At 63.1% G+C, this 16,575-nt stretch carries 13 protein-coding genes and 1 pseudogene; 11 read left to right on the forward strand and 3 right to left on the reverse strand.

All coding sequences use genetic code 11. From position 1 onward, the window contains the following. The gene (locus ABIE56_RS01725; RefSeq protein ID WP_429242110.1) at window positions 1-1,281 is read left to right on the forward strand and encodes a hypothetical protein; all 1,281 of its coding nucleotides are present in this window, start codon (window positions 1-3) and stop codon (window positions 1,279-1,281) included. 224 nt (window positions 1,282-1,505) lie between these two features. Here ABIE56_RS01725 and ABIE56_RS01730 read toward each other — a convergent pair whose 3' ends face one another. Further along, window positions 1,506-2,129 (reverse strand): hypothetical protein, encoded by a 624-nt coding sequence (locus tag ABIE56_RS01730; protein WP_429242111.1) that lies wholly within the window; start codon window positions 2,127-2,129, stop codon window positions 1,506-1,508. Between the two features lie 86 nt (window positions 2,130-2,215). Here ABIE56_RS01730 and ABIE56_RS01735 point away from each other — a divergent pair, with 86 nt between their 5' ends. The 5 genes from ABIE56_RS01735 to ABIE56_RS01755 all read left to right on the forward strand — a co-directional run bounded on the left by ABIE56_RS01735 (window position 2,216) and on the right by ABIE56_RS01755 (window position 11,034). Further along, entirely contained in the window at window positions 2,216-4,009 is a 1,794-nt protein-coding gene (locus ABIE56_RS01735) for a P-loop NTPase fold protein (protein WP_429242112.1), read from the forward strand. Then, the gene (locus ABIE56_RS01740; protein ID WP_429242113.1) at window positions 4,006-4,680 is read left to right on the forward strand and encodes a DUF6988 family protein; all 675 of its coding nucleotides are present in this window, start codon (window positions 4,006-4,008) and stop codon (window positions 4,678-4,680) included. Before ABIE56_RS01735 ends, ABIE56_RS01740 begins: the two co-directional genes overlap by 4 nt. A 222-nt stretch (window positions 4,681-4,902) precedes the next feature. Next, entirely contained in the window at window positions 4,903-9,576 is a 4,674-nt protein-coding gene (locus ABIE56_RS01745) for an RHS repeat-associated core domain-containing protein (RefSeq protein ID WP_429242114.1), read from the forward strand. An 8-nt stretch (window positions 9,577-9,584) separates the two neighbouring features. Beyond that, a complete protein-coding gene (locus tag ABIE56_RS01750; RefSeq protein ID WP_429242115.1) occupies window positions 9,585-9,971 on the forward strand; it encodes a hypothetical protein in 387 nt (128 codons plus the stop codon). Window positions 9,972-10,452: 481 nt separating this feature from the next. Next, on the forward strand, window positions 10,453-11,034 hold the full coding sequence (locus ABIE56_RS01755; protein ID WP_429242116.1) for a hypothetical protein: 582 nt from the start codon (window positions 10,453-10,455) through the stop codon (window positions 11,032-11,034). 391 nt (window positions 11,035-11,425) lie between these two features. Here ABIE56_RS01755 and ABIE56_RS01760 read toward each other — a convergent pair whose 3' ends face one another. Together ABIE56_RS01760 and ABIE56_RS01765 are read right to left on the reverse strand one after the other, a co-directional pair. Further along, window positions 11,426-11,674, reverse strand: coding sequence for a helix-turn-helix domain-containing protein (locus ABIE56_RS01760; protein ID WP_429242117.1), 249 nt, complete (start codon window positions 11,672-11,674; stop codon window positions 11,426-11,428). A 162-nt stretch (window positions 11,675-11,836) separates the two neighbouring features. Next, on the reverse strand, window positions 11,837-12,157 hold the full coding sequence (locus tag ABIE56_RS01765; RefSeq protein ID WP_429242118.1) for a helix-turn-helix domain-containing protein: 321 nt from the start codon (window positions 12,155-12,157) through the stop codon (window positions 11,837-11,839). 108 nt (window positions 12,158-12,265) lie between these two features. On the opposite strand from ABIE56_RS01765, the gene ABIE56_RS01770 reads away from it, so the two are divergent. The 5 genes and pseudogenes from ABIE56_RS01770 to ABIE56_RS01790 all read left to right on the forward strand — a co-directional run bounded on the left by ABIE56_RS01770 (window position 12,266) and on the right by ABIE56_RS01790 (window position 16,290). Continuing rightward, a complete protein-coding gene (locus tag ABIE56_RS01770) occupies window positions 12,266-12,973 on the forward strand; it encodes a hypothetical protein (protein ID WP_429242119.1) in 708 nt (235 codons plus the stop codon). A gap of 95 nt (window positions 12,974-13,068) precedes the next feature. Continuing rightward, a complete protein-coding gene (locus tag ABIE56_RS01775) occupies window positions 13,069-13,839 on the forward strand; it encodes a hypothetical protein (protein ID WP_429242120.1) in 771 nt (256 codons plus the stop codon). 63 nt (window positions 13,840-13,902) lie between these two features. After that, complete coding sequence (locus ABIE56_RS01780; protein WP_429242121.1) at window positions 13,903-14,172, forward strand: hypothetical protein; 270 nt, start codon at window positions 13,903-13,905, stop codon at window positions 14,170-14,172. 258 nt (window positions 14,173-14,430) lie between these two features. Continuing rightward, window positions 14,431-15,862 (forward strand): annotated as a pseudogene (gene otsA, locus ABIE56_RS01785) (alpha,alpha-trehalose-phosphate synthase (UDP-forming)). A gap of 119 nt (window positions 15,863-15,981) precedes the next feature. Continuing rightward, the gene (locus ABIE56_RS01790) at window positions 15,982-16,290 is read left to right on the forward strand and encodes a hypothetical protein (RefSeq protein ID WP_429242122.1); all 309 of its coding nucleotides are present in this window, start codon (window positions 15,982-15,984) and stop codon (window positions 16,288-16,290) included. Window positions 16,291-16,575: the final 285 nt, after the last annotated feature.

Raw genomic sequence — 16,575 nt, forward strand, 5'->3', positions numbered from 1 at the left:
ATGGAAGAGCTCAAGCGCGAATTTCTTGGACGATATGCCGACCGCTTCGACGCGGTGCCCTGCACGCCTGTCGCTGCAACGTTCTGCAGCGCGCTTGCGCGGCTTTCGGAAATCGGCCTCGCCTCCCATCTCGACGAGGAAACCGTTACTGCCGCCCTTCTCGGTGCGCTAGCTGGCGTCTTCCCATTTTGCGTCGCCCTGTTTTCGGAGGACGACAAAGAGGCGTCGCGTTGCTCATGGGGGCAATACAACAAAAGCAAAACGGCGAAGGGTACCGATTCGGAGGCCGTTCGCGGCGCCGATTTCGTATTGGTGGTCTGGACCAGCAAAACAGCCGCCCGCGTTGCCATCTTCCAAGCCAAGCGCGCTGACTTGACGCAGCTTCGTCGTACGCTCACAAAATTGTCTAAGAGCGAGACGTTCGTTCCCGCTGATCGGCAAAGCGACACGCCATGGGTTCCTTCGACCCTCTCTGGAGCAGTTGATTACGCGGCGTTTCGCACAGCCTTCCCGCACCCCCGGCCCGTTTCGGTCGAGCCTTCCGGCCAGTTTGCCATTGATGTCCACCGCCGACGCGAGCCGGACGAGGCAGGGAAGATTCCGGCATCCCAAATCGAACTCCTTACCAGGGCGGGTGAGTCCATCCTGGCTGCGAGACATGCCGGTTCGAATCTCTCTGGGTCAGCCGCACACGCCGCACCTCCTGCACCCGGCAACGCCGCGATGGACTTATCGCCTGACGCCATCCGGACGCGGCTCGCTCCATTGTCATTCATTCATTACCTTGGCTATCTCCACGCCGACGGCCAGCCGTTGATTACGGGCACGCCGCCACCAGCCGACGACACAGTCGACATCGCGAACGGCATTCAACAGCAGGTGCTGGAGAAGCTCGACGCGAGAAGACGCGCGCCCGATGCCCTCGCCGAACCCGTGTGCATCCCGCTGGAGGGAATGGACCACGCGCTGTGGCGAGACGGGACCAACCGAAACAACGCGCAGTTTTCAAGCAACCCTGTCGACCTGGCTTTGGTACCGACCTATTCATTCGCCGACATCCTGCTGTCCGCTCTTGCGCCCACCGATGTGGACGTATTCGGGTGGATAACGCTCGATAAGGAAACGCTCGATTCCGAGCTGCCGGGGCTTCAGGAGTTCGGCATGGTGGTGATGGCCGACCGCCACGGTGGTGTCGCAGGACTGACGAACAAGCCCGGGTCGAAGTTCGTCAACGTTCAGCTGAAGCTTGATGTATTGAAGCGACGAGGCTGGACCCCATGAATACCCTGTGCTTGGCGATGAGCGCAGCGTTTAGGTATCCCAGTCTTTCCGCCAAATTCCTGCCGCCCCCCGCGTCGGGCCGGCATCCTCGCCACACCGGTTCGGTTGACGAGATGACCAAAGAACATCTCATCGATTTACGCCTCCCATTTCCCCGGCCCGACGACGCCCGGCCACCAGCGTCCGGAACCTTCCGTTTGGCACTCCTGTTCGATAAGCGAGGATTACAGGCGGTGGCTCGTACGTGGTGTCTCGGCGAGGCGGATGGATGCCTCTAGCCTTGTACGTTCTTCTGACTCGTCCAGCGTGCTGCAAAAGCGAAGGAACCGGTCACGGCACCGCTCACCCGGACGCACGCAGGCCCTCTCGACCTCCCGCATCAGGTCTGCCCAGTCGTGCGGAAGGTCCTCGCGGGTAAACGGCGGCCAGTGCCCGATGAGGTCCAGCGTCCAGTCGGTTCCCAAGGGGTACCAGGACTTCGGCGTGGCCCATTCCCGCATCTCGGCCCGCAGCATTGCACCGCCGCCCCTGTAGAGCGAACAGAGCAGCCTGAAATGGGTGTCTGCGGTCAACACCCACACCGCAACGCGCTCCCACCAGTCCCAGACCTCGGCGACGGTGTCGAAGGTCTCGCACGGCTTGAAAAGGAACGGTCGATTGAGTTGCCAGAAGGGAGGTTCGCCCGCATGGACGCCATCGGGAACCACGACGAACAGCGGATACCCAAGGGAGGCGAAGTACGCGATGACGGTGTCGTCGGCCGGCACGTCGCCGGGTGCGGTTCCGACCGGGAGGAAGGCGGGGGTTGTGAGGTCATGAAGCGCTCGCAGAGAACGGGGCCCGTCCATCCTGGCTGTCCGTCCACGCCCGTCGAGGGCGCTGCGACCACTTGTCCAGGCCCGCGTCCCATATCATTGGGGAACAGGAGGACCCCATGACCACTTTCCTTGCGCGAGCCGCGCTGACCCGCTTTGTCACCGACCAGCGTGCCGCCGCCGTTGCCCTCACCGGCCCCTGGGGGAGCGGGAAGACGTGGCTGTGGAACGATGTCGTCTCCTCGCTTTCCCGCGCGCCTGACCCCGGCTTTTCCCGCTACAGCTACGTGTCGCTCTTCGGCCTCAATTCCATGGCGGACCTCAAGGCCGCGCTCTTCGAGAACGCTGTCCCGCCTGGCAGTGTGCAGACGGGTGCCACGCCGGAAAGCCTGGCGACCGAGATGAAACACATCTTCAAGGCCGAGACCGTCCAAGAGACCGGGTCGAAGCTTGGCCGGTTCATGCTCGGCAAAGGACGCCAGCACGCCCAGACCGCCGCGTCTTTCCTCCCGCCCTGGGCAAGTGCTCTGCGGTCGGCAACGTTCCTTGCCGTACGCGACTATGTCATCTGTATCGATGACGTCGAGCGCAAGGGCAAGGACCTGTCGATGACGGACGTGCTCGGACTGGTCTCCTACCTTCGAGAGCAGCGTCAATGCCGTGTGGTGCTCATCCTCAACGAAGACGGCCTTGGTCCCACGGGAAGTGGCGAACGGGACCTGTTTACGGGTTTTCGGGAAAAGGTGCTCGAGCGGGAAGTGGTCTTCCATCCGACGGTGGCTGAATGCACCGACCTCGTGTTCGGGGGCACGAAGGGGGCCCATGCCATGGCCGGTCACTTTGCTGCGGAGCTTGGCATCACCAATCTGCGCATCCTCCAGCGCATTGTCCGCGCGGTCGATGACTTCATGCCGTTCATTGCCAACAGTCCTGAGGCCGTACAGACGTCCCTTGCGCGCACGGTGGCCCTTCTCGTGTGGTGCCACTACGGGGAAGCGGCAGGCGCACCGGGCTACTCGTTTTCGAAAAAGATCCTGCTGACCCACTTTGCCGGTGTGATGGAGACCGACAAGCTTACCGATACTGAAGCGGCGTGGATGGAGACCCTCTGGACCATGGGTGGACACCTCTACCATGGCCTTGTCGCCGAAGTGTGCGGCAGCCTTGAGCGGGGCTACATCAATACCGATGCGGTGGAAAAGGCGGTCTCGGATGCCACCGCACAGGCTGCGCTCGAGGCGGCGTCCGGGTCGATGAAGGACGCATGGGCACTGTTGCACAACTCCTTTGCCGACAACACGGACGTCTTTGTCGAGACGATGATGACGACGGCGTTGGCGAATGCCCCCTGGCTTGGCTACGCCGAGGCCGAGACCGTCTGCGTCCTGCTGCGTGAGCTCAGCGAGGGGGACAAGGCCGATGAGCTGGCGCGCGAATGGGAGCGCGTCAACGCCAGCATCGACCCCGCGCGCCTTGAGGTGCCCGAGGACTTCCTGGGCTCCCGGGCAGCGGACCCCATGTTCCGGGCGGAGGCCTTGCGACGGGCCACCGGCCCCGTCCGCCCCACCCTCGCCGACACCATCCGCGAGCAGGCCGACAAGAGCGGCTGGAACCCCATCGACATCGAAGTGCTGTCGACCGCCACCGTGGATGAGTACGTCGCCTTTTTCTTGAACGCCGGACCCGATGCGGAACTGTTCCGGTACGTGCACGCCTGTCTGCACTTTGCGCGCACCCAATCACCTGAGGCCGCATACGTGACCATTGCGCAGACGGCGTCGGCAGCGCTTCGCATTATTGCAGCCATGTCGCCCCTCAACGCAGTCCGGGTGGCGAAGTTCCCCATGGTTCCCGCACTCGTGCCGCTCTCCCCGCCGCCTGCACCAATCAACCCGTTCGTGGTCCGGCCATGACCGCTCAGCGGACGCCTGAGCAGGGTGAGACCGGAGACGGCCTCGCCGATGTTCTCGCGCACACCGAAGCGTTTGCCGCAGCCGTGCTGCCCCTCATCGACCGTGTGCCGTTTGATGACACGCCGCGTGCAAAGCTCACGATGGCCTTCCTCGGTCTCGCCCATGAGCACTGGATGGCCCAGCGCGCGCTGATGGGCGCCGGACTTTTCCATTCCGCCATTGCCCTGTTGCGGTTGCAGTTCGAAGCGACCCTGAAAGCCTTCTGGGTCGCCCATGCGGCAACCGACCACTGGATAGCGCGGATGGGCACCGTGCGGGTGCGAGACAGCGACGGGCGCATCCAAGAACCCGATGTGCCGTCCATTGGCGAGCTTTTGAAGGACCTTGAGCGCACAGCGCCGCCCCGTGCTGCAGCCCTTCTTGCCCTGTTCAAGTCGATTGCCTGGCGGGAGCTCAATTCATTCGTCCACGGCGGCACGCTTGCCCTGTCGAACCTTGCGCACGGGATGCCTGAGCCGTTCCTCGTGCAGATGCTGAAAAACGCCAACGGCGTATGGGGTCTGGGCATGGTGCTTGCCGCCGCCCAGCTTACGGACAAGACGCAGGTAATGCGGGTCATTGCTGCGCAACATGCGCACCGGGATTGCCTGCCGCCGTTCAACGCCCCATAGCACGACTGCTGCGCCTCGGACATCGACATTCGAGCCAGCGCGGTCGCCGGGAGCGCCATACCGACGTCCGGTGTGCGCGTCCGGCCCCTGAGCCGCAATTTCTTGCGCTTTGCGACACACCTCCCAAAACGGCGCGTGTCAGAAAAACCCTACACACGAAGTCACTGACTGCGCGCACCCTTCCCGGCATCCAGCACGCCCGAATGTCGTCAGGGACCACGCATGAATCTCCTTGTCCGGTTTAGCGCAGTCGCGCTCGCCCTCCTGCTGCCCATCGCGGCTGCCGCTTTGCCTGGGGACGGTCCCGCGTCGTCTGCCAGCGTTCACGCGCCGGTAGCGGCGCCCCCAACCGTTGTACGTCAAAGCCTTCTGGCGGCGAGCCTGTCAGATGCTCCGGCGGATGGAGCCGCGAGCTACTGGGACAAGCCTTATTATCACCACGGTTACGCCGACAACGGGCCGTTCGATTCCGTCGGTGAGGCCATCGACCACTGGTGGGCTGACTGGCAGCGGGTATGGCCTGGGAATGACTGCGGCTACACCACGGAGTTCTATGACCCGGACACGATGGGTGGCCAGGTGGCCAGCATGTATCTGCAGTCTCCGTGCGGCGGCGGCAATGGCATATTTGCGACCCAGTATTTCTTTGACCCTGGCAAGAACAATGGTACCGGCGCGGGCTGCGACGGAGGCGAGGGCCACAAGGGAGACCAGGGCAAGAGCGGCAGCGGCGGTCCGCCACCTCCGGGCTGCGACAACCAAGCCGGCGGCACGAATACGCCGAGCGCCAAGGGTAACTCCGACGGCACACCAACCGCTGGCGACCCCATCAATACGGCAACCGGCAACAAGTACATCCAGGACACGGACTTTGATGCCTCGCCCTGGCTGACCTTCCGGCGCTTTTACAACAGCCATCCGTCCGCAGACTCCTCCACCATCGGAACCCACTGGAGCCACTCGTTCTCGCGCAGCCTTTTTCGCGTCGACGTGCCCTCGACCACCACATCTCTGATGACGGTCTCCCGTCCCAGTGGTCAGCGTGAGTCGTTCACCAAGAGCAGTGGCGCCTGGTCGACCAGTGGCGACAACCCGGATCGTCTCACCGAAACGGACGATGCAAACGGTGCGCCGACTGGCTATACGCTGTGGGTCGCTGCCCTCCGCCACACCGAGACATACTCAGCCGATGGGCGTTTGCTGACGGTGTCCGACAGCACCGGGCAGGTCGAAACCTTGACCTACTCTGACACACTCACCGACCCGGCCATTGCGCCCAAGCCGAATCTTCTGCTGACGGTCACCGCACCCGGCGGCCGCACGCTCTCGTTTACTTATGACTCGGCCGACCGCGTCCATCAGGTCATCCAGCCGGATGGCGGTGCGCTGGTGTACGGGTACGATGCGACGGGCAACCTCACCTCGGTCCAGTATCCGGACGGCAAGACCCGCCAGTACGTCTACAACGAGTCAGGTCTCACCGGTGGCAACAACCTGCCCTCGGCCATGACCGGCATTGTTGACGAGAATGGCGCGCGGTTTGAAGACACCGCCTTTGACAGCGCGGGCCGTGCGACGTCCACCCAGTTTGCAGGCACGGTCGGCCGCGTGGCCGTCCAGTACAACGCCGATGGCTCCTCGGACGTGACCTACCCCCTCGGAGGCGTCTCGCACCAGGGATACACGACGGTCCAGGGTCTATTCCGGGTGGGTACCATCGACAAGCCATGCGGCGAGTGCGACCAGCCGTACGCCACGCGCACCTATGACGCCAATTCCAGACCGGCCACCTACACCGACTTCAATGGCCATGTGCTGGCCACCACGTTCGACGCAAACGGCCTGTTGACGGAGCAGGTCGAAGCGCAGGGCTCGGCCGACCAGCGCACGGTCGACACCACCTGGAACACGACCCTTCGCGTCCCGCTCCTTCGCACCGTCAAGGACGCCTCCGGCGCCGTGGTCCAAAAGCAAGGCTGGACGTACAACGCCACCGGCCAGGTCACCGCCCAGTGCCTCATCGACGCGGTCAAAGCACCCTCTTATACCTGTGCCGCGACCGGCACGGCGCCCAGTGGCGTGCGCCGGACCACGATGACGTACTGCACCACTGTTTCGACCACCTGCCCGCTTCTTGGTCTTCTGCTGAAAGTCGATGGCCCCCGCTCGGACGTCACTGACACGTTGACGTACGCCTGGTACCAGCAGTTGGATGAATCCGGCTGCAGCACGCTCGGTGGCGCCTGCCATCACCCCGGGGATCTCAAGACCGTCACCGATGGCGCGGGTCTGGTCACGACTTACGTGAGTTTTGACAAGGCCGGCCGTCCGACCCGTGTGAAAGCGCCGAACGGGGTCCTGACGGATTACACCTACACCCCACGCGGCTGGCTAGCTACGACCACCGTGCGGGCCTTGGCTGCCGGAACACCGTCGAGCAGTGACGCGACGACCACGGTCAACTACAACCCGGACGGCACGGTGCATTCCGTCACCGACCCGGACAACGTGGTAACCACATACACTTATGACGCCGCCCACCGCCTGACCGATGTGACTGACGGCTCAGGCCGTCGGTACCACTACACCCTGGACGCTGCCGGAAACCGCACCAAGGAGCAGGTCATCACTGCGGCGGGCACGGTCGTGAAGTCCACCTCGCAGGCGTTCAACACGCTCGGTCAGCTCACCAGCATCACCGATGGTCTCAACCGGGCTGTCTTCGCAGCTAGCTACACCGACAGCTACGACGGCAACGGGAACCTCGTCCACAGCGCCGACGGTCTGGGCATCCAGCGACAGCAGGTCTTCGATGGCCTTGACCGGCTGGCCAGCACGCTCCGTAACTACCAAGGCACCGATGCCGCGACGAAAAACAGCCAGTCGGTGACATCTTTTGATGCGCTCGACCGGGTCAGCGGATTCAGTGACCCGGGTGGGTTGAACACCACCTATGATATCGATGCACTGAACAATGTTTCCGCCACTCACAGCCCGGACACGGGGCTGACGGGACGCACGTATGACGTTGCCGGCAACCCCGTCACCGTTACTGATGCCACGAACAACAGTCGTGCGATGACCTATGACGCCGACAACCGTCCTCTCACCGTGACGTTTGCCGACACCAGTCTCAATGTGCAGTACAAATATGATGACGTCGATGCTGCCACGGGCTGCACGGGCAGTTTTGGGAAGGGGCACCTCACCCGCATTGTCGAGGGCAATGGCGGCATCACATGGTGCTTTGACGCCTTTGGACGTGTCGTCAAGAAATCGCAGACCCTGGGTACCGCGACGCGCACGACGGCCTACACGTGGACCAGGGCCGGCCGTCTTGCTTCCATGACGACGCCGAATGGCACCCTTGTCGCCTACACGCGGGACACCATCGGCAACGTGACCTCCATCAAGGCCACACCGAAAAATGGCACGGCCACCACGGTGGTGAGCAGCGTCGTCTACAAATCCTTTGGCCCGGTGGCTTCCCTGAAGCTCGGCTCTGGCCAGACCGTCACCTACACCTACGACCTGACGGGTGCCATAACGGATGTGGTCGGGGGCCCGTTTGCACTGCACCTCAAGCGCGACGCCATGGGCAACATCACCGCCATCGGCAACGCGGCCGGTGTTGCGGCACCTGCGGAAACGTACAGCTACGACCCGCTCTACCGCCTGACCGGGGTCAAGACCCCGACCGGGACGGCCATTGAGGCCTATACCTACAACAAGACTGGTGACCGCCTGACGAAGGCCGCACCGGGCATTCTCACCGGCAATTATTCCTACGCGACCGGCACGCACCATCTGACCGGTGTGGGCACGACGTCCCGCGTGGTCGACGCGCGGGGCAACACCACGTCCGATGTCTTGGCGTCTGGGACGTATGGGTACGGCTACAACCAGCGAAATCGCATGACGGTCGTGCAGAAAGACGGGGCGACCGTGGGCATCTATGTGCTCAACGCGCTCGGCCAGCGCACCCAGAAAACAGCCGGCGGGGTTGCCACGGCATTTGATTACACGGAAGACAGCCAACTCATTGGCGAAGCGTCGGGGACGACCACGCGCGACTACATCTGGCTCGGCGGCATCCCGGTGGCCCTGGTCGATGGGAATGGGACGACCTCGACCGTTTCGTACGTCATCAGTGATGGTCTTGGCACGCCGCGTGCGGTCGTAGATGCGGTCGGGGCCACGAAGTGGCAGTGGGCGTACGCCAGCAATCCGTTTGGCGAGAACGTCCCGACATCGTCGAGCGGGTATGTGCTGAACCTACGGTATGCCGGTCAATATTTTGACCAGGAGTCCGGCCTGGTCCATAACGGTTTCCGTGACTACGAGGCTGCGACAGGCCGCTACCTGCAGAGTGACCCAATCGGCCTCGCAGGCGGTGCTTCGACCTTCGGATACGTGACCGGGAGGCCGCTCACATCGCAAGACCCGTCAGGCTTGGCAGCCGGCCCGCCACCTGTCGGTCCTTTTCCACCCGACGCTCCGGCACGCTTACCCGACGCCTCCGATATCCCGGAGAATATTCCTGGCGGTCCGTGGACACCGGCCAACGGGCAGCTTCCTGGCGATTTCTGGGGTCCGCAGCAACCTCAGGGCGGCAAGGTAATGTGCCGATGGGTGCCCAGGGAGGAAGATGGAGGCACGCCAGGCTCGAGGGGGTATTGGAAAACACAGACGCCCGGCGTGAAAGGCTGGCAACGGTATGACCAGCAGGGAAATCCAATGACAGCCGAGGAAGCACACCCTCGTCCGTCACCCGGGCCCTCTCGTCCGGCTGAGCCAGTTGAAGATCCGCTGCCGGAGACACCAGGTATCCCTGAAACGCCGGTTATCGAGCCAATAGAGCCGATTCCCCCGATTTTCGAGCCGCCCATCCTCTGAGGCAAACGATGTCCGACGACGCGAACGATGACTATTTGAATTACCTGAGCCAATTGAGGAAGACTTTGGAGGTGGCCAGCGCTGATCCCGTCGAGCAGTGCGAGATCATGGGCTCCTACAATGCCCCTTGGGAATTGAGGACAGATGCCAGGGACTTCATTGGCTCTGTTCTTTCGTTGCAGCGAGGCCAACTCAGTGCGGCGACAGTCGACCGACTCAACGAGTTCAAGCGTTTACTGGGAGACCTGCCGGATGCGGCCGTTATCCCCGAAGGAGAAAGCATGACGACTTTCGCGGGCTGTCTTGTTGCATTCAAGCACCCTTCGTGGATTCCGGTCCGGCAGTCCGCTCGTGAGCTCTTACCCGTTGTGTCGGACCCTTTTGCAGAGCCGTAATCGGGTACCCGAGGCCGTGTCATCCAAAACGGTGGCATCAGTCAATCCCGGGCCCAGTTCACTCCTAGGCTTGGCCTGCAGGTGAAACCGTGACGGCACAATTCGCAAGGGAATCGACGCGGGCACTTACCCGGGAACAGGCGTTCGAGGCACTCGTCCGCTTTACCGTCAAGATGCGCGACCTGGGATGGCCCTCTCTGCCTGGACTGCTCGGTGGCATGCAGCCGATAGGGGGCGCGCCTTCAGGCCCAGGCGTGGGAGAAGATTGGGCGGTGGTGGTGGCAGCGAGACGGATTGACCCGGACCGACGTCGCCGTTTCCGTAGGCGCCGGACGTGCACCCGATCACAACTCAGGCGCTGTCCCGGATGAGCCGAAGGGCCTAGCATGGGCTTAGTATCACTGTCGGAACGACCGCAGGCGGGAGCCTTATTCGTTGCCGAAAACCGGCAGTAGCGAGCAAAGCCAACGAGGAACCGCCTATGGACCAGCGAGCCCTATGTATTTGCTTTACGCTGGCCATGACCACGCTGACCGTGGCGGGGCCTGTCGCCGCTGCCGCAGTGACGCCGCAACCGCTGGCCTCTTTGTTGGCTCACGTCGTCCCCCTCGTCCCTGGAAGCCCATCCAGTATCGAATCGGCCCTGGGCTTTTCTCGCAATCCACCGCCGACCGGCCATGACGAACGGTACGCGCCCATCGACTATCGAACGCCGGAAGGTATCTCACTCCACATCGCGCTCACTTTGGACGAGGAAAGCCAACAAAGCCCAAAAGTGACCCGGCTCATGGCCATTGTCGACGACACCCAGTGCGTCGATGCAGCAAAAATCCGTGACGACCTGGGCGCCATCGACAAGGCGACCTGGGTTGCAATCGGCACCGACCAAGGGTGGTCGGCAGTCATCCAGGGAAGATTCGTATCGATTGCCAGGCGCACCGGACGCTGCCTTGCGTCAGTGGTCGTCGACACCCGCCGGCAGCCACGCCCGGGACGACCGACACAGCCACTCAGGATAGGCCCCTCCGGGAGACCTGCACCCGTGCCCCTGCCAGGGCGTTGACGGGAGGACTGGCGGAGTTCCAGCCTTTCTTTTGTTGCTACGTCAGTGCGTTTAGGAAGCGACGTGTTCCTTCCATACCTATTTTTGACAGCCTGTTTCGTTTCGACCGCCTCCGTTCTCTGGGCCATGGTCGCAGCGCTGCTCATCCTCCGTCACTTCAAAGTACCTTCTGACCGATTTTCTGCGCGTACGCTCTGGAATCCGATGAATGTTCTCCTTCGACCTGAGCTGCTGACCGACGCCGGTCTCCGTCTTCGCCGACAGGTCGGTTACGCCATGTCCGTGTTTTTAGGATGCTTCGCTCTGGCGGGTCTGATCGGACTCGGTGTGAAGTTTTTTCACTAGTGTCGGATCACGTGCTGGCGCGTCGCCGGGGCGTTGCGGAAAGCCTTCACAGCCGCCTCTCCAGCGCCCTGCCAAACCGACCAAGGTTCGACCCGCACGCATGGAGCCAGTCGGCAAGCTGGATGGCATCGAGCCGGATTTTCCCGGCTTCCACCTGGCTCACATAGGGTTGCGTGACGTCGGCGAGTGACGCGAGCTCTGCCTGCGTCAGCTTTGCACTCAACCGGGCCTCGATGAGCAACTCGAGGTAGACCGCCCAGCGGGCGGCTTTTGTCTCGTCTCTTCCTTTGGGCATGGGCGCGCCTTGGCATGGCGCAAAGGCGCCGGGTGCCCATGCTGCCAGCTTGCGGCATTCGGGCAATTGGGCAATCGGTCGCGCATGGGCAAATCCGGCATCTGTGCCCCCGACTTACCGCTTTTATCGCAGGCGAGTCCGACGGCAGATTGCCGCACCAGCTCAGGCCCGGTGCGTTCCCTTGTCTTTGCGGACCAGGCGCTTCGATGGCGCGACTCTTCCCTTCCGCGCCGCCGCGTCGTAGCTGGCCACGAAGTCAAGAAAGTCGACGTCGTAGATGCGGCAGAGGTCGCGGACCACGACCAGCTCGATTTTCCGTTCGCCCACTTCGATTTTCGAGATGAAGGTCTGGGCAACACCGAGCGTCGATGCCGCCTCCAGCTGGGTGAGCCCGGCCGTCAGGCGCGCATCGAGCAACATCCCTGCGAGGAGGACATTCTCGGGGCGATGCGGTGAGCGGGGACTTGCGGGGCGACTTGGCATGGCGACAAGTCAACACCCCAAAACGATTTAGCCCATTTTCACTTTACAAGGCGATTTTGATCGTACGATCGCTCCGACCCGGACATGACGTCCGACAGGGGGTTTTTCATGTTGCTCCGCATTGCGCTTCTCACCAGTCTTCTCCTCCCCTCGCTTGCCATGGCACAGGACACTCCGGCCCCGGCGGCCACCTCAGCGAAACCCTCGTTTTGGCAGCGCGTTGGCAGCACGGCACGGGAAGCGGGACACCGAATCGGTCAGGAAATCAGCAGCCCCGGCTCCGGCAGGGGGGACGCTTTCCGCCTCATTACCCCGGGGGCATCCGAGCTCGTCGGCATGTTCACGCCTGAGACGTCGGGAACCGATGGTGCGGGAAAAATCCTCTGGCCGCGTGTCGCACTGACCGCTGAAGTCTGGGGCGAACACCAGGATTGCTGGACGTACCGCGCGAAAATCTGGACGTCGGAGACCGCCAACCACACCGAGCGATTCCAGGTCTGCAAGTCGTCGCCTGTCAAAGTCACGAACGACATTGGCCAGACCGGATTTGCCGAACCCAACCGGATGATGTTTGCCACCATTAGCTCTGCCATGGCGGTCTACACGCACCCGACGACGGGTGACCAAGGGACCGAGGGGCCCAATCCGCCCGACATGCTTTTCATCCGGCGGGTCCCGGAATCCCTGATTCAAGCCCAGGTGCCCTTCATCGGTCGCTTGCTGATGGTCACGGGATTCGAGTCGCACATCTCGGGCGCCAATCACTCCGCGCGGATGTGGCTCGCGGGTTATGACCCGGCCGGCAACAAGGGCTGAGCCCGTGCCTTTGCGTCCCCGCCCTGCATCTCCTGCTGCGATTCACGCGCGGCACGTCGGGCGGGGGCGAATACGTTCCTGACTTCGGAATCCCTATGTCGAACATCGAATACCTTGCGTGGTGCGCTGGCGCCTTCGTCGCCTTTCTCGCCCTCATCTTCATCCTCGTTGCCCTCCATCGTCGCGCCGTCATCCGTCGGCCCGTCTTCCAGGACACCGACATCGAGTTTGAGATTGATGAGGCGGCCGGCGAGCTGGTGGCCACGTCGCTCCGCCAGACTGGCGTGGCCCGCCTTCCGCTCAACACCCTGACGTGGGCGATTTCCACGAACAACCTTCGCCTGACCTCCTTCAAGCTGCCCGTCGCCTTTGCTGCGCCCAACTTGTCCGAATTCGACAAGACCATCGTTCGTGAAAACGTCCACCTGTGGGTTGGCAACAGCAACCAGCAGCTCGTTTTGCGCTGGCTTGAGCACCGCGCCGGTCGCCTCAAGCCCGACCTTGCAGCCCACATCAAGCAGTTGAATGCGCAGAAAAAGGACCTTGCAGCTGCCGCTCGACGGCATCTGCCGGAAGTGCCGGCCGTCGAATGCGACACGGGCATGCTGCTTGAACACTACGCTTATGTGGCGTTTCTGCCGTCTGGATTCGTCTACGGCATGCGCGGTGCAGATGAACTTCCCGAGCCCGTCTCGCGGGTCCGTGCCGGGGATGTGCACAAAGCGCAGGGCAACACCGTGCAAGTCGAATTTTTCCGTGGCGGGCAGGCCACGTTCCGGCTCACCGTGCCGGAGATGCGCGTCCTCCAGGGTTTGCAGCGGAAAGGTGTGCTGCGGCTCGAAGCACCGGTAGCGTCCGCGTACTAACCAGCCGGGGACCAGTCCATTCGGCTGATGGTTTCGTCACGGAGCCCTTCGTAAGCTCTGGCAATGAACACCGTCGACGAAGACCTTCTGACTCGGGCCACGCTTGCCATGGACGCCATGGCAATCGGCCAGGCGCTGCTTGACGCCGACCCTGACGAGGTACGATTTCGCACGCATCTCGTCATGAAGCAGGCACTGGACGCCGGCTTTGGTGACGTTGCCCACGCAGCGCGAGGCATTGCCTGGCTCTTGAGAGGGTCGGACACGGTTGCTGTGCCTGGCATCGGGCGTGCCTTGCCCCACTTGTCTGATGCCATCGACGCCGTGGGCTGAAGCTTTGCTGCCAGGACGCCCCCGGCAGGTCTTCGCACCGGGCTCAGTCTCCTGCGATCGATGACCTCCAGACGCCCTGCCTTCCCGACAGGCGTGAACTCAATCCGCTGTCCACGCGTCCAGCACGGCGACCCAGCATCAAGCCCCGGCTCTGAAGACAAACCCGGATCCGGATGTCCTTTCCTTCACACTGTTTAACCGGCAAGGCGACCACGCTTGGCCATTGCCGCAGCGCGGCCTGAGGGATTGAACGTTCGCATGAGCCGTTTGGTGGTCATCTCAAACCGTGTGGCTCTGCCAAAGCAGACGCAAACGGGTGGACTTGCGTCCGCCATGAATGCGGCACTGCAAGAGATGGGCGGGCTTTGGTTTGGCTGGAGTGGCAACATCGCCGCCGAGACAGGCAAGACGGTCCACGACATGGAAGATGGCCCCATCACCTATGCCACCATCGACATGTCGAAAACCGACCACGACGAGTACTACAGCGGGTTTGCCAACCGCACGCTGTGGCCGCTCTTCCACTATCGGGGCGACCTCGTCGACTACCGCCGTGACCATCTGGAAGGGTACCTGCGGGTCAACCGGATCTTTGCCGAGCGTGTGGCGAAGCTTTTGCGGAAAGACGACATCGTCTGGGTGCATGACTACCACCTCATCCCGCTCGCCGCCATGCTCCGCGAGCTCGGCGTGGAAAACCGCATCGGCTTTTTCCTGCATACGCCGCTGCCTGCCGCAGGCCTCCTCATCACCCTGCCCCGCCACCGGCAATTGCTCGAACCCCTGGCGTCCTACGACCTTGTGGGTGTCCACACCCAGCGCGACTTGCGCGCGCTGGAGGACTATTTCCTGCACGAGTTGGGCGCGGCCATGCGCGCTGGCGGGCGGATCCGTGCGGCCAACGGCCGGGTTTTCCGGGCGGGGGTATTCCCCATCAGCATCGATACGGAAGAAGTCGAGGCGCTCGCGCAAAAGGCCGTCCACAACGGCGCGGTGGAGAAGTTGAGGGCGTCGTTGGATGATCGCTCGCTCATCATCGGTGTCGACCGGCTTGATTACTCAAAAGGCTTGCCGGAGCGCTTTGAGGGATTTGCCCGGCTCCTGCGGGACCACCCGGAGATGTCGGGGAAAAGTCTCCCTGCTGCAAATCGCCCCGCCGTCCCGGAGCGACGTGCCGGAATACCGGACCTTGCGACGCCAGCTCGAGCGCCTCGCCGGCCACATCAATGGCCAGTATGCGGACCCCGACTGGGTGCCCATCCGGTACGTCAACAAGTCCTTCAGCCATGCCGTGCTCGCCGGGTACTACCGCGCAGCCAAGGTCGCGCTCATCACCCCGCTGCGGGACGGCATGAATCTCGTCGCCAAGGAATACGTGGCCTGCCAGGACCCGGAGGACCCCGGGGTGCTCGTCCTCTCCCGGTTTGCCGGGGCGGCGCAGGAGATGGACGCAGCCTTGCTGGTCAATCCGTCCGACCTCGATGAGGTCTCTGACGCCGCCCACCGTGCACTGACGATGTCGTTGAAAGAGCGCCGCATGCGCTGGCGGACGATGATGGACGGGCTTGAGACCAACACCATCACCGCCTGGCGCAGCCGTTTTCTCGATGCGCTCAAAGCCGCCCACCCACCGGCGTCCATCCTTGCCAGTCCGAAGGACCATGCGACTGCAAAAACGGTGCGCGCATGACCGCTCCCGCTATGCCACGGGCCTTCACGTCCAAGCTTGCCGTCCGCTTCACGGCCGGGCAACGACGATGCGGATGCCGCCGAATTGCCCGACCCTTTCGTCCTTGAAGTCGTTTTCCCATGACCGCCTTGTCTGCAAGTTCAGCCATCCAGCGCCTGGTCGAGCAGACCATCGGGCTGGCACAGGCCATGCGGCTCGGTGACTGCGACCGGGCACTGGAGCTGGCGCGCGACATGCGCGACGGGGCGTGGGCGGCGGGGTTGACCAGCCTCGGCGCCACGGCGGGTGCGTTGGTCGACCATTTGACCGACAGACGGGTGTCATTGGCCGTCCGCGAGGTGGCGCTGGACGCCTTGTTTGCCGAAGTGCATTCGGTCAGCGCAATGCACCGGGCCAATCCCGTACGCGCGCCCCTCGTCGCACCCTGACGGCCGTCGACCTGCGCCGAGCGCTTCGCCGACGGGGCTTCCGCCTGCCTCACCACAAGCGTCCGGGCTACTCCAACTCCGTGCCGGTCAGGGTGCGTGCTGTGCGCGATGCGTCGACTTCGGCCTGGGCAAGCGCCTCCGCCTCCGTTGCAAGAGAGGTCGTCGCACCCGATACAGGGAATGCAAAAGGATCCCGTCCATCTCGGGCTCGTCCTTGTGGAGGGACCAGGTGGCTTTCCACTGTCCACTGAATTCATGGGTCTCGATAAAGGCCCAAAAGCCGGA

Source organism: Luteibacter sp. 621 (assembly GCF_050435445.1).
GTDB lineage: Bacteria > Pseudomonadota > Gammaproteobacteria > Xanthomonadales > Rhodanobacteraceae > Luteibacter.

Bases quoted from the DNA above. Each gene is read 5' to 3' on its own strand.
- ABIE56_RS01740 (WP_429242113.1), top strand. From the start codon at position 4,006: ATGACCGCTCAGCGGACGCCTGAGCAGGGTGAGACCGGAGACGGCCTC.
- ABIE56_RS01750 (WP_429242115.1), top strand. From the start codon at position 9,585: ATGTCCGACGACGCGAACGATGACTATTTGAATTACCTGAGCCAATTG.
- ABIE56_RS01770 (WP_429242119.1), top strand. From the start codon at position 12,266: ATGTTGCTCCGCATTGCGCTTCTCACCAGTCTTCTCCTCCCCTCGCTT.
- ABIE56_RS01745 (WP_429242114.1), top strand. From the start codon at position 4,903: ATGAATCTCCTTGTCCGGTTTAGCGCAGTCGCGCTCGCCCTCCTGCTG.
- ABIE56_RS01730 (WP_429242111.1), bottom strand. From the start codon at position 2,129: ATGGACGGGCCCCGTTCTCTGCGAGCGCTTCATGACCTCACAACCCCC.
- ABIE56_RS01735 (WP_429242112.1), top strand. From the start codon at position 2,216: ATGACCACTTTCCTTGCGCGAGCCGCGCTGACCCGCTTTGTCACCGAC.
- ABIE56_RS01765 (WP_429242118.1), bottom strand. From the start codon at position 12,157: ATGCCAAGTCGCCCCGCAAGTCCCCGCTCACCGCATCGCCCCGAGAAT.
- ABIE56_RS01760 (WP_429242117.1), bottom strand. From the start codon at position 11,674: ATGCCCAAAGGAAGAGACGAGACAAAAGCCGCCCGCTGGGCGGTCTAC.
- ABIE56_RS01790 (WP_429242122.1), top strand. From the start codon at position 15,982: ATGACCGCCTTGTCTGCAAGTTCAGCCATCCAGCGCCTGGTCGAGCAG.
- ABIE56_RS01775 (WP_429242120.1), top strand. From the start codon at position 13,069: ATGTCGAACATCGAATACCTTGCGTGGTGCGCTGGCGCCTTCGTCGCC.
- ABIE56_RS01780 (WP_429242121.1), top strand. From the start codon at position 13,903: ATGAACACCGTCGACGAAGACCTTCTGACTCGGGCCACGCTTGCCATG.
- ABIE56_RS01755 (WP_429242116.1), top strand. From the start codon at position 10,453: ATGGACCAGCGAGCCCTATGTATTTGCTTTACGCTGGCCATGACCACG.
- ABIE56_RS01725 (WP_429242110.1), top strand. From the start codon at position 1: ATGGAAGAGCTCAAGCGCGAATTTCTTGGACGATATGCCGACCGCTTC.